Source organism: Ralstonia sp. RL, from assembly GCF_001683835.1.
Classification (GTDB): Bacteria; Pseudomonadota; Gammaproteobacteria; order Burkholderiales; family Burkholderiaceae; genus Ralstonia; species Ralstonia mannitolilytica.
Map to the genome: position 1 here is coordinate 1 of NZ_LWRX01000094.1, position 16,228 is coordinate 16,228.

Consider the following 16,228-nt stretch of genomic DNA (forward strand, 5'->3'; position numbering starts at 1 on the left):
GACGAGGTGGTCGTCGCCGTCAAGCGCGTGACCGACATCATGGGCGAGATCAGCGCGGCGTCGGAAGAGCAGAGCAGCGGGATCGAGCAGGTCAACCAGGCCGTCACGCAGATGGACCAGGTGACCCAGCAGAATGCGGCGCTGGTCGAGCAGGCCGCGGCCGCTGCAGAGTCCCTCGAAGAACAGGCGGAGGCGCTGCGCAGCGCGGTGGCCGTCTTCCGCGTCGACCACGCGCAAGCGTAGGGGCCGCGTTCAGGGCAGGAGGTCGCGCGCGCGTTCGGCGATCACGTCTTGCGTATCGTCGATCCAGCGTGCCGGAAATGGCTGTGAGAGCAGGTAGCCCTGGAGCACGTCGCAACGGCATGCGCGCAGCGCGTCGAGCTGGGCAGCCGTTTCCACGCGCGTGGCCGTGACGGGCACGCCGGCGGCGTGGGCGGCCGCCACCAGCTGATGCAGGGCAGCGTGATCACCGGCATTGGCCACGGCGCTCACGACGGCCTGATCGAGCTTGACCTGGTCGGGGCGGAAGGTTTCAAGGCACGCCAGGCTGTAGCTCGTGGCGCCGAAGTCTTCGACGGCCACGCGTGCACCGCACGCATGCAGTGCCGCGACGGCATCGCGCGCCGCGCTGGCACCGGGCTGCAGCGCGTGTTCTGAAATCTCGAAGACCAGCCGCCCGGTCGGCACCGCATGGCGCGCGGCAATGTCGCGGACGACGTCGCTCAACTGCGGGTCGAGCAACTGCGCCGCCGACAGGTTGACCGCCGCATGCACCTCGGGCTGGCGCCGGGCGCCACTGTGCGGTGCACGCTCGGACTCTTCGCGTTGCAGGCCGGCGAGCATCTGCGCGGCGTTGTCGAGTACCCAGCGGCCCACCTCGCGAATGTCGCCGGTCTGCTCCAGGATCGGCAGGAAATCCGCCGGTGGCACGCCGCCCAGCTCGGGCGAGATCCAGCGCAGCAGGAATTCATAGCCGACGATGCTCCCGTCGGCGAGGCTCAGCTGCGGCTGCAGGTTCAGGCTGAACTGGCGCCGAGCCAACGCGTGGCGGACATGGGCTGCCAGCCGCGGGCGTTCGGCCATGGGGTCGTGCCGGCCAGGTGCGGCTGCGTCGTTGCTGCCGCGCTGTGCCGTTGCGGCCGGCGGGTAGAGGGCGGGGCTTTGTTGCCTGCCGTGCTGAACCCCGTAGAGGGCGCGGTCAGCCTGTTCGATCAGGCGCGCCGCATCGTATGGCGTGCTGTCGAACAGCGTCATGCCGATGCTGCACGAGCACACGAGTTCATAGCCGTGGGTGATGAAGGGCCGCGCGAGCGCTGCCGAGATGCGCCGTGCGAGGTCGTGCACGTCCTGCGCGGAGTCGAACTCGGCCGAGGCAATGGCAAACGTTTCTGCACCCACGCGACCAACCACCGGCGCGCCTTGTGCCCCCGGCGGGCACAAGGCCTGCAGGCGCGCTGCGCATTCCACGATGACCGCGCGTGCGGCCAGCGGCCCGAGCGTGGCCGTCGCCTCGGCAAAATGGTCAAAGCCGATCAGCAGCAACGCGCCGACCGCGTCCCGGCGTGCGGGTCGCGGCATGGCTGCCAGCGATTGAACGAATCGTTCGCGGTCCGGCAATCCGGAGATGGGGTCCAGACCCAATGGCGCAGACCTTGCGCGATTCATAGATAGGGCCGTCCTGCAAATACCTTTGATGCGGAAATGCGTGCGCCCGATTGTGCTTTGGCGATTGTGTCGCGGCTGACAAGCGGGCCTGCGGCGATCATAAGCCCAAAGCGCGGCTCGGGGGCCAGTCCATCGTCTGCTGTCGCGCCAACCTCACGCGTGTTTTTAACGTTTTAACGTTGCTTAATGCTGATCCAAATCGTGTGTACATCGCGCCGCTTTGCTCAGACCATGCGCTGGCCGCCCCACAGCAACTGCTCGTAGATGAAGCACTGCAGCAGCATCTTCTGCGCGGCGACGAGCTCGATGAACTCCACGCCGTATTGATAGACATTGGGCAGGTCTGCGGGCTTTTCGCTGCGGATGAGCGCGGCCGCCACCAGCTCGGAGTGATAGTCACGCGTCTTCACCCGGAAGCGCAGCCGCGCCGGCGCCCCACTCACGTGCAACCGGTGCGCTGAACGGAACGAGGCGCCCGTCGTGCTGATGTCGGAAATATGGATCATGCGCGGCGGCTCGCCGCTGACGAGCATCTTGCCGACCACGTTGGCGCGCACGCGCAGCGATTTGCGCAACGCGCGGTTCTTGATGCGCCGCGGCGGCGAGAGCACGACGTACTCGAACGGAATCCGGCATACCGCCATCACTGTGCATTCGAAGCTCGCAATGCCTTCGCCCGAAAACGCGTGGATTTCCACCAGCTCGTCCTTGACCGGCATGACGGTGCGGCCGTTGTCGGTGGGCATGGTGATCAGGAGGTGGCGCTGAGGGCTGTAACCCATGACGCGTGCGGCGCCCTTGGTGTGGCCGGCGCCGGCCGTGAGGCGCACGGTGAGCATGCCGCCGGGGCGCAGTCCCAGCAGTTCCATGGCGACCGTACGCTCGGCCTCGGTGTCGCCGCCCATGTCCGGGAAGAGCGTGTTCGGAAACGCCGTGTTCGGAAATGCAGGCGCGGCCGCCGGCGCGCCCTCGGCCTGGCGATGCGGGCGATGCAGCGTGAAGAGCAGCTCGATCTCTTCCGGCGAATGGATGACGTCTCCCTTCGGGACGAGCAGCTGTCCGTCGGCGTCCAGCATCGGCCACGGCAGGGGAATCGCTAGCGGAATGTCGAGAGGTTGAAGTTCGAGCATGGCAAGACAGCGTGGAGCCCGCGGTAGCGCGGCGCCCCACGTGTCTATACGGCCAAATCTTGCACAACTTTAAGCGCACTTGCGGTGCCGGGGGCCGGTATGGCACGCGGGTTGCGGCGGCGCCCTCATGATCGAGCACAATGGCGATTCCAACGTGAATGGGGCTGGCGCGGCGATGGGCCATCGACGGCATTTCTGGGCAGCGGTGGAGCAGTTCACACGCTACGTCGTGATCGGCTTCGGCGCGACATTGGTCCACTACGTGGTGCTCTTCGGGCTCGTGCAGGCAGGCGTCTCGCCGTGGCGGGCGTCGGTGACGGGAAGCGTGCTCGGCGCCACATTGAACTACTTCATCAGCCGGCAGGCCGTGTTCAACAGCACGCGCGGCCACATGGGTGCCATGGTGCGCTTTGGGATCGTCGCGTTCCTGGCGCTGGGCTGCAACGCCACCATCATGGCGATCGGGCTGGGGCTCGGCCTGTACTACCTCATCGCGCAGGTCTTCGCCTCCGCCATCACCGCGATCTTCAATTTTCTTGTGCACCGGCACTGGACCTTCCGCGATGCGGCGGCGGTGGGTGCGCCAACCGAGCCGCAGCCGGTCATCGCGCCGCGGCGCGCGCGCGGCAGGCAGCCGGATGCCTAGTGCTGGCTGGCGGGGCGGCGGGCCGTCGGCCGGATCGCCGGGCTGCCGGTGGCCAACATGACGTCATCGATGCGGGTCGCGGGCGTACCGGGCCCGTCGTCATCGGGCAAACGCTCCACCACGAGATGCACGTCGATCACATCGGCCAGGCCTGCCGCTTCCAGCGAGACGAGCGCCGCCAGTTGCGCGATCGCAAACGTATCCGCGAGCAGCGGTGTGTCGTCGTGCAGGTCTCCGCCGACCCGCCTGCGCGCGGGGCCGTGCTCGGTTCGGTGGGAACGCTGCGCCGCATCACGCGTGCGGTAGGCGAAATAGGCGTCGGCAAAATGGACGCGATGTGCATCGAATACGCGCACGGCGGCGGTCAGGGCATCGTCGATCCAGGCCGGATCGACGGGCGGGGTGCTTTCGGGCAGACCCGCCAGCTTGAGCGCATAGCGGTGCGTTTGCGTGCCGGGGGCAACGAAGCTCAATTCCATACGACCTCCTGCAACCGCGTGTTGGTGCCGCGGCTCGCCGTGTTGGACTCGCCCCCCGAGGCGATTTTCAAGAATAGTAACGGAGTCAGCCGGTCGTGGCAGCGTTTCGTGCGTCCGGAGGAGCGTCCGTGGCCTTGTTTCGAACTGCAGACATCCGCATAGCCGTGTGCGCGGCGCGGCCTGCGGCAAACGGCTGCCACCGTGGGGGTCTGCGTACCTAGCCGAAAGGTTAGCTGCCGCCCGATGAGCCGGCGGTGTACAGTTGCCGCACGTCTGGGACCGCCGGGCGCCTGCCGACAATCGGCATCAACAAAACGCTGACGGGGATGACGCGGGGCGCGTTTCCTTCGCGTCGACTTGTACTCGAGGGCATGCTGCATCTGTGCCCCTCGCGGGAAGGGATTGCCCCGTTAACTCGCGGCTTCTATAGTCCGCCTCGATTCGCGCGCATGGGTTGCGCGCGACAGGTCTGTCCACCGCCAGCCGTCAACGGGCCCGGCAGACTACGAGACCGGTTACGGGGACCTCCGCCGACCACCGCCGCATCCAGCCCACGCAAACCATTGCACCGTGGAGCCCGGCGACGGGACGGCCATCACGCCAGTCGCTCCCTGGACTGCCGCATTCGCGAAACTGCATCGCCATGCTTGAGGACCACCACTTGTACAAGGCTGCGATCGAACATTCGCCGATAGGGATCGGCCTGTGCGCGCCGGAGGGTCGCTTCCTCGACGTCAATCGTGCGCTGTGCGCGCTGACGGGCCACGAAGCGCAGGCACTGCGCTCGCGCGCGCTGTTCGACCTCTGCCATCCGGACCATGCAGAGCGGACGCGGCGTGGTGTGCAGGCGCTGCTCGCGGGCGAGCGCGAGGCGCTTTCGATGGAAACCCGCCTGGTGCGCCAGGACGGCAGCACCGTCTGGGTGCAGGCCGATCTCGCCGTGGCGCGCACCGACACCGGGAGCGGCGGCAGCCACCTCATCGTGCAGCTTCAGGATGTGACGGCGCGGCGCCTGGCGCTGGAGGCGCTGCGGGCATCGGAGCAGCGTCTTGCCTATGTGCTCGACGGCGCGGGGCTCGGTACGTTCGACTGGTCCACGCGCGCGCGACACGTCTCGTTCAACCGCCGCACCGCCGACATGCTGGGCTACGAGCCGGCCGACCTTCCCACCGATCCGGATGCATGGTTTGCGATGGTGCATCCGCAGGACGCCGTGCTGAGCGTGCGCCGCATTTACCGGCACCTGCGTGGCGATGCAGACAGTTTTGAAGTCGAGCAGCGCATGCGGGCCCGCCACGGCCAGTGGATCTGGGTGGCGGCGCGCGGCCGCGTGACCGAGCGCGATGCGCGCGGCGTGGCCACGCGTGTGAGCGGCACGCTGCTCGACGTCACCAAGCGGCGCGCCGCACTCGACCAGGCGCACCATCTGGCGCTGCATGACCCGCTGACCGACCTTCCCAACGCGCGCCTGCTGCGCGACCGGCTGTTCGTCGCCATCCAGGCCGCACGCCGCGCACGCAGCCAGGTGGCCGTGGTCTTCATCGACCTGGACCGGTTCAAGCCCGTCAACGACGAATACGGCCACGCCGTGGGAGACCTCGTGCTCAAGGCCACGGCAATGCGCCTGCGCAGCGCCCTGCGTGCGTCGGATACGGTGGCGCGCCTGGGCGGCGACGAATTCGTGGCTATCCTGACGCATTGCGCCACGCGGCAGGACGTCACGCAGACGATTGAACGCCTGATCGAGCAGTTGCAGACGCCGTTTCGCGTGGAGGGCCACGTGCTGTCGATGGGCGTGAGCGCCGGTGTGGCGCTGTACCCCGCAGACGGCCGCGACGCGCAGACGCTGATCCGCAATGCCGATGCGGCCATGTACGAAGTCAAGCGCGCGGGCGGCAATGGCTTCGGCTTTCATGCCTCGCTCAATTACGAGCGGCTGATGGGCATGCGATCGCGCGAGCGCGGCCGTGATCGCGATGTCGACGGCGAGGCCGGCGCGCGCTGAGCACGGCGCGCAAAACAAAACGGCCCGCCGCAATGGCAGGCCGTCTTCTTCGGGGTGAAGCCGTTCAGAACGTGTAGCGCAGGTACAGCTCGTTCAGGTCCGTCCCCGGGTTCGGACGCTTGATCGAGGCGTTCGACAGGTGCTCGAAGCGATAGCCGACCTGGAACTGCTGCTTGCTGCCAAAGGCGACGCCCACGCCGATCATGTCGGAGAACTGGAAGGCCGTGCTGAAGTTGTGCTCATCCGACGTGCGCGTGTGCGACAGCAGGCGCGGGCCGATGCCCACTTCCACGAACGGCACCCACGAGCTGCCGCGCTTTTCGATGCGGAACAGCGGCGTCACGCCGAATTCGGTCAGGTTCTGGCGGTTGGTGCCCTGCGTCGAGCGCCATTGGCCGAGCGCGACCTCCCAGTCCAGGTTCACGAACCAGCCTTGCGGGTTGCCCCAGTGGAAACCGGAGTCGAAATCGATATCGACGCCGTACTTCTCGATGCCGTGGCGGTTGTCCTTGCCGTAGATCACGCGCACGGACGGGTCGGCCTGGGCAGGCACGGCGGCGAAGAGCGTAGCGGCGCCGAGCGCGGCGGCCAGCAGCTTGGCGGGGCGGGAAATTGCGGATCGGATCATCAGAGAGAGCGCCAGAAATCAATTGAGCCGCGCGCGTGGGTCCAGGCAACAGGGTCGGCCAACCACGCGCGCGGCGGACATGGCGGCAGGCAAACAGACGGTCAGGATGGCACGGCGACACACCTGCAAGGCACCGGGCGAAGCAATTTGCGCGCCCGGCCCCGCACGGCATGCCCACGCGATCAGGGCAGCCTGAAGCAAATTCCGACGATTATAGGGGGAACGATCGGACTGCGTGCGTGCTTACGCACAAGGGGATATTGCCGGCGGCGAAATATCGTCGGCCACCGGGAACACGGAGCGCGTTACTGCGCGGCTGGTGCCGAGGCAGCGGGCCGCATCGCCGCCTGGCCGACCACGGGCACTTCGCCGTGCCAGCCGCCGCCGAGCGCCTTGACCAGCAGCACCGCGGCCGAATAGCGCTTGCCTTGCAGCGTGAGCAGCGTGCGCTCGGCGTTGTAGGCCGTGGCTTGCGCGGTGATCACCTCCAGGAAGCTGATCGTGCCGGCGCGGTAGCGGTTCAGGTCGAGCTGCGCGGCTTCCTGCGCCGCCTTGACGGCATCGGCCTGGGCGTCGAACTCGCGGGCCTGCCAGCGCAGCGCGGCGAGGTTGTCCTCCACGTCCTGGAAGGCGCCCAGCACGGTTTGCCGATACGTCGCGACAGCCGCGTCGTAGGCCGCGCCGGCCTTGTCGACGGCCGCCGAACGCGCCCCCGCATCGAACAGCGTCGCCGCCAGCGAGGGCCCGATCGACCAGACGCGGCTCGGCAGCGTGGCCAGGCGCGACAGCGTGTTGGCGGCCAGCCCAGCAGATGCCCCCAGCGTCAGTGTGGGGAAGTAGGCGGCCTTGGCTACGCCGATCTGCGCATTGGCCGCAGCCATGCGGCGCTCGGCCGCGGCAATGTCGGGCCGGCGCTCCAGCACGGCCGACGGAATCTCCAGCGGAATGTCAGGCAGTGCGGGCAGGTCGTACACGGTGGCCGCAGTCGTCGGCGCCAGCGAGAACTCCGCGGGCGGCTTGCCGATCAGCACGGCGATGGCGTGCTCGAGCTGCGCGCGCGTGACCTCGGCATCGAGCAGCAGCGCCTGCGCCTGCTTCAGTTGCGTCTGCGCGGTCAGCACGTCCGAGCGCTGCGCGACGCCCACGGCGTACTGGTTTTGCGTGAGCTTCAGGAACCGTTCGTAGTCGGCCACCGTGCGTTGCAGCACCGCCTTCTGGGTATCCGTGACACGCAATTGAAAATAATTCTGCGCAAGCGTGGCCTGGGCCGAGAGCAGCGCAGAAGCCAGGTCGCCTGCGCTCGCTTCGGCGCTGGCCCTGTTGGACTCCACCGATCGGCGGATGCGGCCCCACAGGTCCAGCTCCCAGCTTGCGTCCAGCGACAGGCTCTGCGAGTTCAGCAGGCTCGGGTTGCCGGTCGACAGGCTGCCGTCCGGGTTCACCGTTGTGCGCACCGAGCGGCTGCGCGTGGCCGACGCGCTGGCGCCCAGCGTTGGGAAGAACGAGGCTCGCGCCGATTGCACCAGCGCCTGGGCCTGCCGGTACTGCGCTTCGGCCACGAGGATGTTCTGGTTGGCGGCGGCCACCTGTTCTTCCAGCGCATTCAGCTGCGGGTCGTTGAAGATCTCCCACCACTTGCCGCGCGCGATGGCGTCGTTGGGGCTGGCGACCTTCCAGTCGCCGGCTTCCTTGTATTGCTGCGGGACTTCCGCGTCGGGGCGCTTGTAGTCGGGGCCCACCGCGCAGGCAGAGACAAGCGCGCACGCGGCCAGCGCGAGCAACGGGGTGCGGAGGGCTTGGTGGCCTCTTTTCATATCAGCTTCCTTGCGAATCCAGTGCGGGCAACGGTGCGTCCTTGCTGCGCCCGGCACGGCGCAGGCGCAGCCGGTCGAGCGCCAGGTAGACGACCGGCGTGGTGTAGAGCGTGAGGATCTGGCTGACCAGCAGCCCGCCCACGATGGAGATGCCCAGCGGCGTGCGCAACTCCGCACCGTCGCCGTGGCCCAGCGCCAGGGGCAGGGCGCCCAGCAGCGCGGCCATCGTCGTCATCAGGATCGGCCGGAAGCGCAGCACGCAGGCGTGGAAGATGGCGTCCGCGGGGCTCATGCCCTGGCTGCGCTCGGCCTCCAGCGCGAAGTCGATCATCATGATCGCGTTCTTCTTGACGATGCCGATGAGCAGGATCACGCCGATCAGCGCAATGATCGAGAAATCCGTATCGGTGATGATGAGCGCCAGCAGCGCGCCCACCCCTGCCGAGGGCAGCGTCGAGAGGATGGTGATCGGGTGCACGTAGCTCTCGTACAGGACGCCCAGCACGATGTAGATCGTGATGAGCGCAAACAGGATCAGCACCGGCTGGCTTGAGAGCGAATCCTGGAACGCCTTGGCGGTGCCCTGGAAACTGCCGTGCACCGTGATCGGCACGCCGATGCGGTTCATGGCGTCCTGGATGTCGCGCGTGGCGCCCGACAGCGACGCGCCCGGCGCCAGGTTGAACGAGATCGTGCTGGCCGCGAACTGGCCCTGGTGGTTGACCGCCAGTGGCGTGTTGGTCGGCTCGTAATGCGAGAAGGTCGACAGCGGCACCTGCGCGCCGGTCGAGGTGATGAGGTAGATGTCGCGCAGGCCGTCGGGGTTCTGCCAGTACTGCGGCGCGGCTTCCATCACCACGCGGTACTGGTTGAGCGGATTGTAGATCGTCGAGATCTGGCGCTGGCCGAAGGCGTTGTTCAGTGCGTTGTCGACATCGCTCGGGTTGATGCCGAGCGCCTTGGCCTTGTCACGGTCGATGACCAGCGACGTCTGCAGGCCCTTGTCCTGGGCGTCGGTGTTCACATCGGCGAGCGACTTCACCTGCGAGAGCGCCTGCTTGATCTTCGGCTCCCATGTGCGCAACTCATCGAGGTTGTCGGCCTGCAGCGTGTACTGATACTGCGCGTTGCTGGCGCGCCCCCCAACGCGGATGTCCTGCACCGCCTGCAGGAAGAGGCTCGCCCCGGGCTCGCGCGCAAGCTTGCCGCGCAGGCGGTTGATGACCTGGTCGGCGGAAATCTTGCGCTCGGCCAGCGGCTTGAGCTGGATGAACATCGAGCCGCTGTTGCGCTGCGAGCCGCCCGTGAAGCCGACCACGTTTTCCACCGCCGGGTCCTGCTGGACGATGTGGATGAAATCCGTCAGCTTGGTGCGCATGGCCTGGAACGAGATGGCCTGGTCCGCCTGGATGAAGCCCATCACACGGCCCGTGTCCTGCTGGGGGAAGAATCCCTTCGGCACGATGATGTACAGGTACACGTTCAGGCACACCGTGGCAAGCAGGATCAGCAGCGTCAGCCAGCGATGGCGCAGCGCCCACGCGAGCGAGCTGCGGTACATGTCGAGCAGGAACGTGAAGAAGCCTTCGGTCTTGCGGTGGAACCAGCCGTGCTCCTGCTCGGCGGCGGGCTTGAGCAGGCGTGCGCACATCATCGGCGTGGTGGTGAGCGAGATCACCAGCGACACCAGGATGGCCACCGACAGCGTGACGGCAAATTCGCGGAACAGCCGCCCGACGATGCCGCCCATCATCAGCAGCGGGATGAACACGGCGATCAGCGAGAAGCTCATCGAGACCACCGTGAAGCCCACCTCGCGTGCGCCCTTGAGCGCTGCCTGCATGGGCCGCATGCCGTTCTCGATATGGCGCGAGACGTTCTCCAGTACCACGATGGCGTCGTCCACCACAAAGCCTGTCGCGACGGTCAGCGCCATGAGCGACAGGTTGTCGAGGCTGTAGCCGCACAGGTACATCACCCCGAACGTGCCGATGAGCGAGACCGGCACCGCCACGCTCGGGATGAGCGTGGCCCGCAGGTTGCGCAGGAACAGGAACACCACCATGATCACCAGCGCGATCGAGAGCACCAGCGTGCGTTCCACATCCTTGAGCGAGGCGCGGATGGTGGGCGTGCGGTCCATCATCACGTCGAGGTTGATCTGCGCGGGGATGGTGTTGCGCAGATAGGGCAGCACGTCGTTGATGCGATCGACCGTGTCGATGATGTTGGCGCCCGGCTGCCGGCTGATGATGAGCAGCACCGACGGCTTGCCGTTGGCCGAGCCATAGTTGCGGATGTCCTGCACGCTGTCGGTCACTTCGGCCACGTCCGACAGCCGCACCGGCGAGCCGTTGCGCCAGGCGATGACGAGTGGCCGGTATTCGGCGGCCTTCTTCGCCTGGTCGTTGGCGTAGATCGTCCACACGCGGTCGCCCGATTCCAGCATGCCCTTGGGCTTGTTTGCGTTGGTGCTGGCGATGACGGTGCGCACGGTCTCCATCGAGATGCCGTACTTGTTCAGCGCCGTCGGGTTCAGCTCTACACGCACCGCCGGCAGCGATGCGCCGCCGATGTTGACCTGGCCCACGCCGTTGATCTGCGAGAGCTTCTGCGCAAGGATCGTCGACGCCGCGTCGTACAGCTGGCCGCGCGACATGGTGTCGGATGTCAACCCCAGGATCATGATCGGCGCATCGGCCGGGTTGACCTTGCGATAGGTTGGATTGCTCGGTAGCCCCGAAGGCAGCAGGCTGCGCGAGGCATTGATGGCAGCCTGCACGTCGCGCGCGGCGCCGTCGATATCGCGCGACAGGTCGAACTGCAGCGTGATGCGCGACGAGCCCAGCGAGCTCGACGACGTCATCTCCGTGATGCCCGCGATGCGGCCCAGCGAGCGCTCCAGCGGCGTGGCCACGGTGGCAGCCATCGTCTCGGGGCTGGCGCCGGGCAGCGACGCGCTGACGGAGATGGTCGGAAAATCCACCTGCGGCAGGGGCGACACCGGCAGCAGGCGGAACGCCGCCATGCCGGCGAGGGCCACGCCGATGGTCAGCAGCGCCGTGGCAACCGGCCGCGCGATGAAGGTGGCGGACAGGTTCATGGTTGCCCGCCAGGTCGGTTCGCATCCGGTGCGCCGTGGCTGCCCGGCGAGCGGCGCGCGCGCCAGTCACGCAGGCGATGGCCGAGGCGGTCGAACGCCAGGTAGATGACGGGCGTGGTAAAGAGCGTCAGCACCTGGCTGACCAGCAGGCCGCCCACCATCGTGATCCCCAGCGGCTGGCGCAGCTCCGAACCGACGCCCGTGCCGAGCATCAGCGGCAGCGCGCCGAGCAGGGCTGCCATCGTCGTCATGAGAATCGGCCGGAAGCGCAGCAGGCACGCCTGGTAGATCGCATCGCGCGGGGTCATGCCTTGCTCGCGCTCGGCCTCCAGCGCGAAGTCGATCATCATGATCGCGTTCTTCTTGACGATCCCGATCAGCAGCACGATGCCGATGATCGCGATGATGCCCAGATCCTTGCCCGACAGCAGCAGGGAAAGCAGCGCGCCCACCCCCGCTGAGGGCAGCGTGGACAGGATCGTCACCGGGTGGATCGTGCTCTCGTACAGCACGCCCAGCACGATGTACATCGTGATCACCGCCGCCAGGATCAGCCACAACTGGTTGGACAGCGACGCACGGAATGCCAGTGCCGCACCCTGGAAGCTCGTCTGCATGCTGGCCGGCAGGCCGAGCTCCTGCTCCACCGCGTTGATGGTGTCCACCGCCGCGCCCAGCGATGAACCGGGCGCGAGGTTGAAGGAGATCGTCGCGGCCGGGAACTGGCCCTGATGGTTCACCACCAGCGAGCCGGGCTGCTCCACCACCGTGGCAAAGGCGCCCAGCGGCACCTGCTGCCCGCTGCTGGACGGCACATGCAGGTCGTATAGCGAATGCGGGCCGAGCTGCATCTTCGGATCGGCCTCCAGCACCACGCGGTACTGGTTCGATTGCGTGAAGATCGTCGACACCAGGCGCTGGCCGTACGCGCTGTAGAGCGCACTGTCGATCGTGGCCATCGTGATGCCGTAGACGGCCGCCTTGTCGCGGTCGACCTGCACGTAGGCCCGCAGGCCGTTGTCCTGCAGGTCGCTCGCCACGTCGCGCAGCTCGCGCGTCTGCTGCAGGCGTTCCACCAGCCTGGGCACCCATTTCGACAGGTTGTTCGGGTCCGGATCTTCTACCGTGAACTGATACTGCGTGCGGCTCACGCGGTCTTCGATCGTCAGATCCTGCACCGGCTGCATGTACAGCTGGATGCCGGCCACCTTGGCGAGTTCGGGCTGCAGCCGCTGGATGACCTCGCTGGCGTTGGCGTCGCGCTCATCCTTCGGCTTCAGGTTGATCAGCATGCGGCCGCTGTTGAGCGTGGTGTTGACCCCATCCACGCCGATGAACGACGAGAGGCTCTCCACCGCCGGGTCTTTCAGCACCACCTCGGCGAGCTTCTGCTGGCGCTCGGCCATCGCCGAGAACGAGATCGACTGCGAGGCATCCGAAATGCCCTGGATCACGCCCGTGTCCTGCACCGGAAAGAAGCCCTTGGGCACCACCACATACAGCAGGCCCGTCAGCACCAAGGTGCCGATGGCCACCAGCAGCGTGGTCTTCTGGCGATCCAGCACCCACTCGAGCATGCGCCCGTATCGTGCGATGACGCGGTCGAAGAACGCTCCCGCGGCGTGGTAGAAGCGCGACTGCTCGGCCTCGGGAATGTGCCTGAGCAACCGTGCGCACATCATCGGCGTGAGCGTGAGCGACACCACGGCCGAAATCAGGATCGACACCGCCAGCGTGATCGCGAACTCGCGGAACAGGCGCCCGACCACGTCACCCATGAACAGCAGCGGAATCAGCACGGCAATCAGCGAGAACGTGAGCGAGATGATGGTGAAGCCGATCTGCTTGGCACCCTTGAGCGCGGCTTCCATGGGCGGATCGCCGTCTTCGATGTAGCGGGCGATGTTCTCGATCATGACGATGGCGTCGTCCACCACGAAGCCCGTGGCAATGGTCAGCGCCATCAGCGTCAGGTTGTTGATCGAGAAGCCGGCCAGGTACATCACGCCGAACGTGCCCACCAGGGACAGCGGCACCGCCACCGCCGGAATGACCGTGGCCGGCACATTGCGCAGGAACAGGAAGATCACCATCACCACCAGCGCGATGGCCAGCATCAGCTCGAACTGCACGTCGGAGACGGATGCCCGGATGGTGGTGGTGCGGTCGGTCAGCAGCGACACCTCCACGTTGCCGGGCAGGGTGTCCTTGAGTGTGGGCAGCAGTGCCTTGGCGCGGTTGACAACCTCGATCACGTTGGCGCCGGGCTGGCGCTGCACGTTCAGGATGATGGCCGGTGTGGTGTTGGCCCACGCCGCGAGCTTGGTGTTCTCGGCGCCGTCGACGATCTGTGCCACGTCGGTCAGGCGGATGGGCGCGCCGTTCTTGTAGGCGACGATCATCTTGCCGTACTCGGCGGCGGAGCGGAGCTGGTCGTTGGCGTCGATGGTGGAGGCGCGCATCGGGCCGTCGAAGCTGCCCTTCGCGCCGTTCACGTTGGCGGTGCCGATGGCGGTGCGGATGTCGTCGATCGACAGCCCGAGCGCGGCAAGCGCCGACGTATTCGCCTGGATGCGCACAGCCGGCCGCTGGCCGCCGCTGATGCTGACGAGCCCGATGCCCGGCAGCTGAGAGAGCTTCTGCGCGATGCGCGTGTCGACCAGGTCTTCGAGCTTGGGCAACGGCATCGTCCTGGAGGTGATCGCCAGCGTGAGGATCGGCGCATCGGCCGGATTGACCTTGCTGTAGATCGGCGGCATCGGCAGGTCGTTCGGCAGCAGGTTGCCGGCCGCGTTGATGGCCGCCTGCACTTCCTGCTCGGCGATGTCGAGCGAAAGCGACAGGTCGAATTGCAGCGTGATCACCGACGCGCCGCCCGAGCTCGACGACGTCATCTGCTTGAGCCCCGGCATCTGGCCGAACTGGCGCTCCAGCGGCGCCGTGATGGACGACGTCGTCACGTCCGGGCTGGCGCCGGGGTATAGCGTCGTCACCTGGATGGTCGGGTAGTCGACCTCGGGCAGGGCGGAGAGCGGCAGCATCCGGTACGCCACCAGGCCCGACAGCAGGATGGCCACCATCAGCAGGGTGGTCGCCACGGGCCGGAGGATGAAGATTCGGGAGGGGTTCATGCCAGCTCGGAGAAGACGTCGTCAGGCGGATACACGCGGTGCACGGTTTACGGCTTGGCTGCCGGCGCGCTGGCAGCGGGTGCCGATGCGCCGCCCTGGCCGCGGCGATGGCGGCGGCCCTGCTGGCCGTCCTGTCCGGCCGCCGGCGCGCTGGCCGGGCCGGCGCCGGGCTGGATCACCTCCACCGGCGCGCCGTCGCGCAGCTTGTCGGCGCCGTCGACGACCACGCGCTCGCCCGCCTTCAGGCCCTGCGCCACCGATACACGTTCGCCCTCCGTCACGCCCAGCTTCACCACACGCAGCGTCACCTTGCTGTCTTCGCCGACCACGTAGACGAACGTGCCCTGCGTGCCGCGCTGGATGGCCGCGCCCGGCACGATCACCTGGTCGCGCAGCGTATCCACGCGCATGCGCACGTTCACGAACTGGTTCGGGAACAGCATCGCGTTCTGGTTCGGGAACTGGGCGCGCAGCTTGACCGTGCCGGTGGTGTTGTCGATGGTGTTGTCCACCGTCATGAGCGTGCCGTGTGCGAGCACCGTGGTCTGGGCGCGGTCCCAGGCTTCCACCGGCAGTTTGTCGCCCGACTGCAGGCGCGGCATGACCTTCGGCAGGCTGTCTTCCGGGATGGTGTAGATGACGCTGATCGGATCGACCTGCGTGATGACGACGATGCCGTTGGTGTCCGACGCATGCACGATGTTGCCCGGGTCCACCTGACGCAGGCCGACGCGGCCCGACACGGGCGCGGTGATGCGCGTGTACGAAAGCTGCACGCGCGCGTTGTCGACGTTGCCCTGGTCCAGCTTGACCGTGCCTTCGTATTGCCGCACCAGCGCCGCCTGCGTATCGACCTGCTGCTTGGCGATCGAATCCTGCGCGAGCAGCGTCTGGTAACGCTGCAGGTCGAGCCGGGCGTTCTGCAGCAGCGCCTGGTCGCGTGCGAGCTGGCCCTCGGCCTGTGCGAGCTGTGCCTGGTAGGTGCGCGGGTCGATTTCCGCCAGCAGGTCGCCGGCCTTGACGGTCTGGCCCTCGGTAAAGGCCAGGCGCACGAGCTGGCCGTCCACGCGCGTCTTGACGGTCACGTTGTTGACCGGAGTGACGTTGCCCAGCGCCGAAAGCACCACGTTGATGTCGCCCCGCGTGGCCGCTGCAACCATCACCGGCATTGGCTTGCCAGCCATGGCGGCGCGTCCCCCGCGGCCGCCGGCGCCGCCCGGGCCGCCGCTGTTGCGGTGCATCGCGTGGTAGATCGCATAGCCGACGAGCGCCAGGATGATCACCACGACCCAGATGGCCCAGCGCCGGCGCTTGCCGCCTTCACGGGGCGGCGGCAGCAGCGTTGGCGAGACGGCATCGGGCCCCGGCGACCCGTCGTGCGTGGGGCGTGCGGCATCCGGTGAGCCGGGTTTCTGGTCCTGGGCGTCGGACATGTTGGCGTTCCTGTTTCTTGGCAATATGGGGACGAGCGCACATGATACTGGGCGCCCGTACCAGTCAGCCCGCAGCTTAAAGGCATCGTCTTTGCGCAGAATTAGCCGCACCGCCGGTTGTATTACGGCCCATTACAAACCGAGCGGGCTGTTACTGCGAGAAACAATATGGAAGACATGCGCGGGCGACGCTG

11 protein-coding genes are annotated in these 16,228 nt (G+C 67.2%); 3 read left to right on the forward strand and 8 right to left on the reverse strand.

Annotated features, from left to right (window positions below):
• On the forward strand, positions 1–243 hold a 243-nt coding region (locus A6M56_RS08850), incomplete at its 5' end, for a methyl-accepting chemotaxis protein (RefSeq protein ID WP_353744912.1).
• Positions 244–252: 9 nt separating this feature from the next.
• Here the strand turns inward: A6M56_RS08850 and A6M56_RS08855 are convergent.
• Together A6M56_RS08855 and A6M56_RS08860 are read right to left on the reverse strand one after the other, a co-directional pair.
• Positions 253–1,665: a bifunctional diguanylate cyclase/phosphodiesterase gene (locus A6M56_RS08855; protein WP_045219828.1), complete on the reverse strand. Its 1,413-nt coding sequence runs from the start codon at positions 1,663–1,665 to the stop codon at positions 253–255.
• A gap of 224 nt (positions 1,666–1,889) precedes the next feature.
• The gene (locus tag A6M56_RS08860) at positions 1,890–2,795 is read right to left on the reverse strand and encodes a flagellar brake protein (RefSeq protein ID WP_045219830.1); all 906 of its coding nucleotides are present in this window, start codon (positions 2,793–2,795) and stop codon (positions 1,890–1,892) included.
• Between the two features lie 127 nt (positions 2,796–2,922).
• Between A6M56_RS08860 and A6M56_RS08865 the strand changes: the two genes are divergently transcribed.
• The gene (locus A6M56_RS08865; protein WP_045219832.1) at positions 2,923–3,441 is read left to right on the forward strand and encodes a GtrA family protein; all 519 of its coding nucleotides are present in this window, start codon (positions 2,923–2,925) and stop codon (positions 3,439–3,441) included.
• Here the strand turns inward: A6M56_RS08865 and A6M56_RS08870 are convergent.
• Entirely contained in the window at positions 3,438–3,920 is a 483-nt protein-coding gene (locus tag A6M56_RS08870) for a hypothetical protein (RefSeq protein WP_257983895.1), read from the reverse strand. The two genes, A6M56_RS08865 and A6M56_RS08870, sit on opposite strands and share 4 nt — an antisense overlap.
• Positions 3,921–4,563: 643 nt before the next feature.
• Between A6M56_RS08870 and A6M56_RS08875 the strand changes: the two genes are divergently transcribed.
• A complete protein-coding gene (locus A6M56_RS08875; RefSeq protein ID WP_102078987.1) occupies positions 4,564–5,925 on the forward strand; it encodes a sensor domain-containing diguanylate cyclase in 1,362 nt (453 codons plus the stop codon).
• Between the two features lie 64 nt (positions 5,926–5,989).
• Here A6M56_RS08875 and A6M56_RS08880 read toward each other — a convergent pair whose 3' ends face one another.
• From A6M56_RS08880 to A6M56_RS08900, 5 genes are all read right to left on the reverse strand, one after another.
• Positions 5,990–6,553, reverse strand: coding sequence for an acyloxyacyl hydrolase (locus A6M56_RS08880; RefSeq protein WP_045219837.1), 564 nt, complete (start codon positions 6,551–6,553; stop codon positions 5,990–5,992).
• A gap of 305 nt (positions 6,554–6,858) precedes the next feature.
• Positions 6,859–8,367 carry an efflux transporter outer membrane subunit gene (locus tag A6M56_RS08885; RefSeq protein WP_045219839.1) on the reverse strand — a complete coding sequence of 503 codons (1,509 nt, stop codon included), beginning with the start codon at positions 8,365–8,367 and terminating at the stop codon, positions 6,859–6,861.
• Between the two features lies 1 nt (position 8,368).
• The gene (locus A6M56_RS08890) at positions 8,369–11,470 is read right to left on the reverse strand and encodes a multidrug efflux RND transporter permease subunit (protein WP_062738991.1); all 3,102 of its coding nucleotides are present in this window, start codon (positions 11,468–11,470) and stop codon (positions 8,369–8,371) included.
• Complete coding sequence (locus A6M56_RS08895; protein ID WP_045219843.1) at positions 11,467–14,601, reverse strand: MdtB/MuxB family multidrug efflux RND transporter permease subunit; 3,135 nt, start codon at positions 14,599–14,601, stop codon at positions 11,467–11,469. The genes A6M56_RS08890 and A6M56_RS08895 overlap by 4 nt, the downstream gene beginning before the upstream one ends.
• A 47-nt stretch (positions 14,602–14,648) precedes the next feature.
• Positions 14,649–16,034, reverse strand: a complete 1,386-nt coding sequence (locus tag A6M56_RS08900) for an MdtA/MuxA family multidrug efflux RND transporter periplasmic adaptor subunit (RefSeq protein ID WP_102078986.1) — start codon at positions 16,032–16,034, stop codon at positions 14,649–14,651.
• Positions 16,035–16,228: the final 194 nt, after the last annotated feature.

Bases quoted from the DNA above. Each gene is read 5' to 3' on its own strand.
- A6M56_RS08865 (WP_045219832.1), top strand. From the start codon at position 2,923: ATGATCGAGCACAATGGCGATTCCAACGTGAATGGGGCTGGCGCGGCG.
- A6M56_RS08860 (WP_045219830.1), bottom strand. From the start codon at position 2,795: ATGCTCGAACTTCAACCTCTCGACATTCCGCTAGCGATTCCCCTGCCG.
- A6M56_RS08885 (WP_045219839.1), bottom strand. From the start codon at position 8,367: ATGAAAAGAGGCCACCAAGCCCTCCGCACCCCGTTGCTCGCGCTGGCC.
- A6M56_RS08900 (WP_102078986.1), bottom strand. From the start codon at position 16,034: ATGTCCGACGCCCAGGACCAGAAACCCGGCTCACCGGATGCCGCACGC.
- A6M56_RS08870 (WP_257983895.1), bottom strand. From the start codon at position 3,920: ATGGAATTGAGCTTCGTTGCCCCCGGCACGCAAACGCACCGCTATGCG.
- A6M56_RS08890 (WP_062738991.1), bottom strand. From the start codon at position 11,470: ATGAACCTGTCCGCCACCTTCATCGCGCGGCCGGTTGCCACGGCGCTG.
- A6M56_RS08855 (WP_045219828.1), bottom strand. From the start codon at position 1,665: ATGAATCGCGCAAGGTCTGCGCCATTGGGTCTGGACCCCATCTCCGGA.
- A6M56_RS08880 (WP_045219837.1), bottom strand. From the start codon at position 6,553: ATGATCCGATCCGCAATTTCCCGCCCCGCCAAGCTGCTGGCCGCCGCG.
- A6M56_RS08895 (WP_045219843.1), bottom strand. From the start codon at position 14,601: ATGAACCCCTCCCGAATCTTCATCCTCCGGCCCGTGGCGACCACCCTG.
- A6M56_RS08875 (WP_102078987.1), top strand. From the start codon at position 4,564: ATGCTTGAGGACCACCACTTGTACAAGGCTGCGATCGAACATTCGCCG.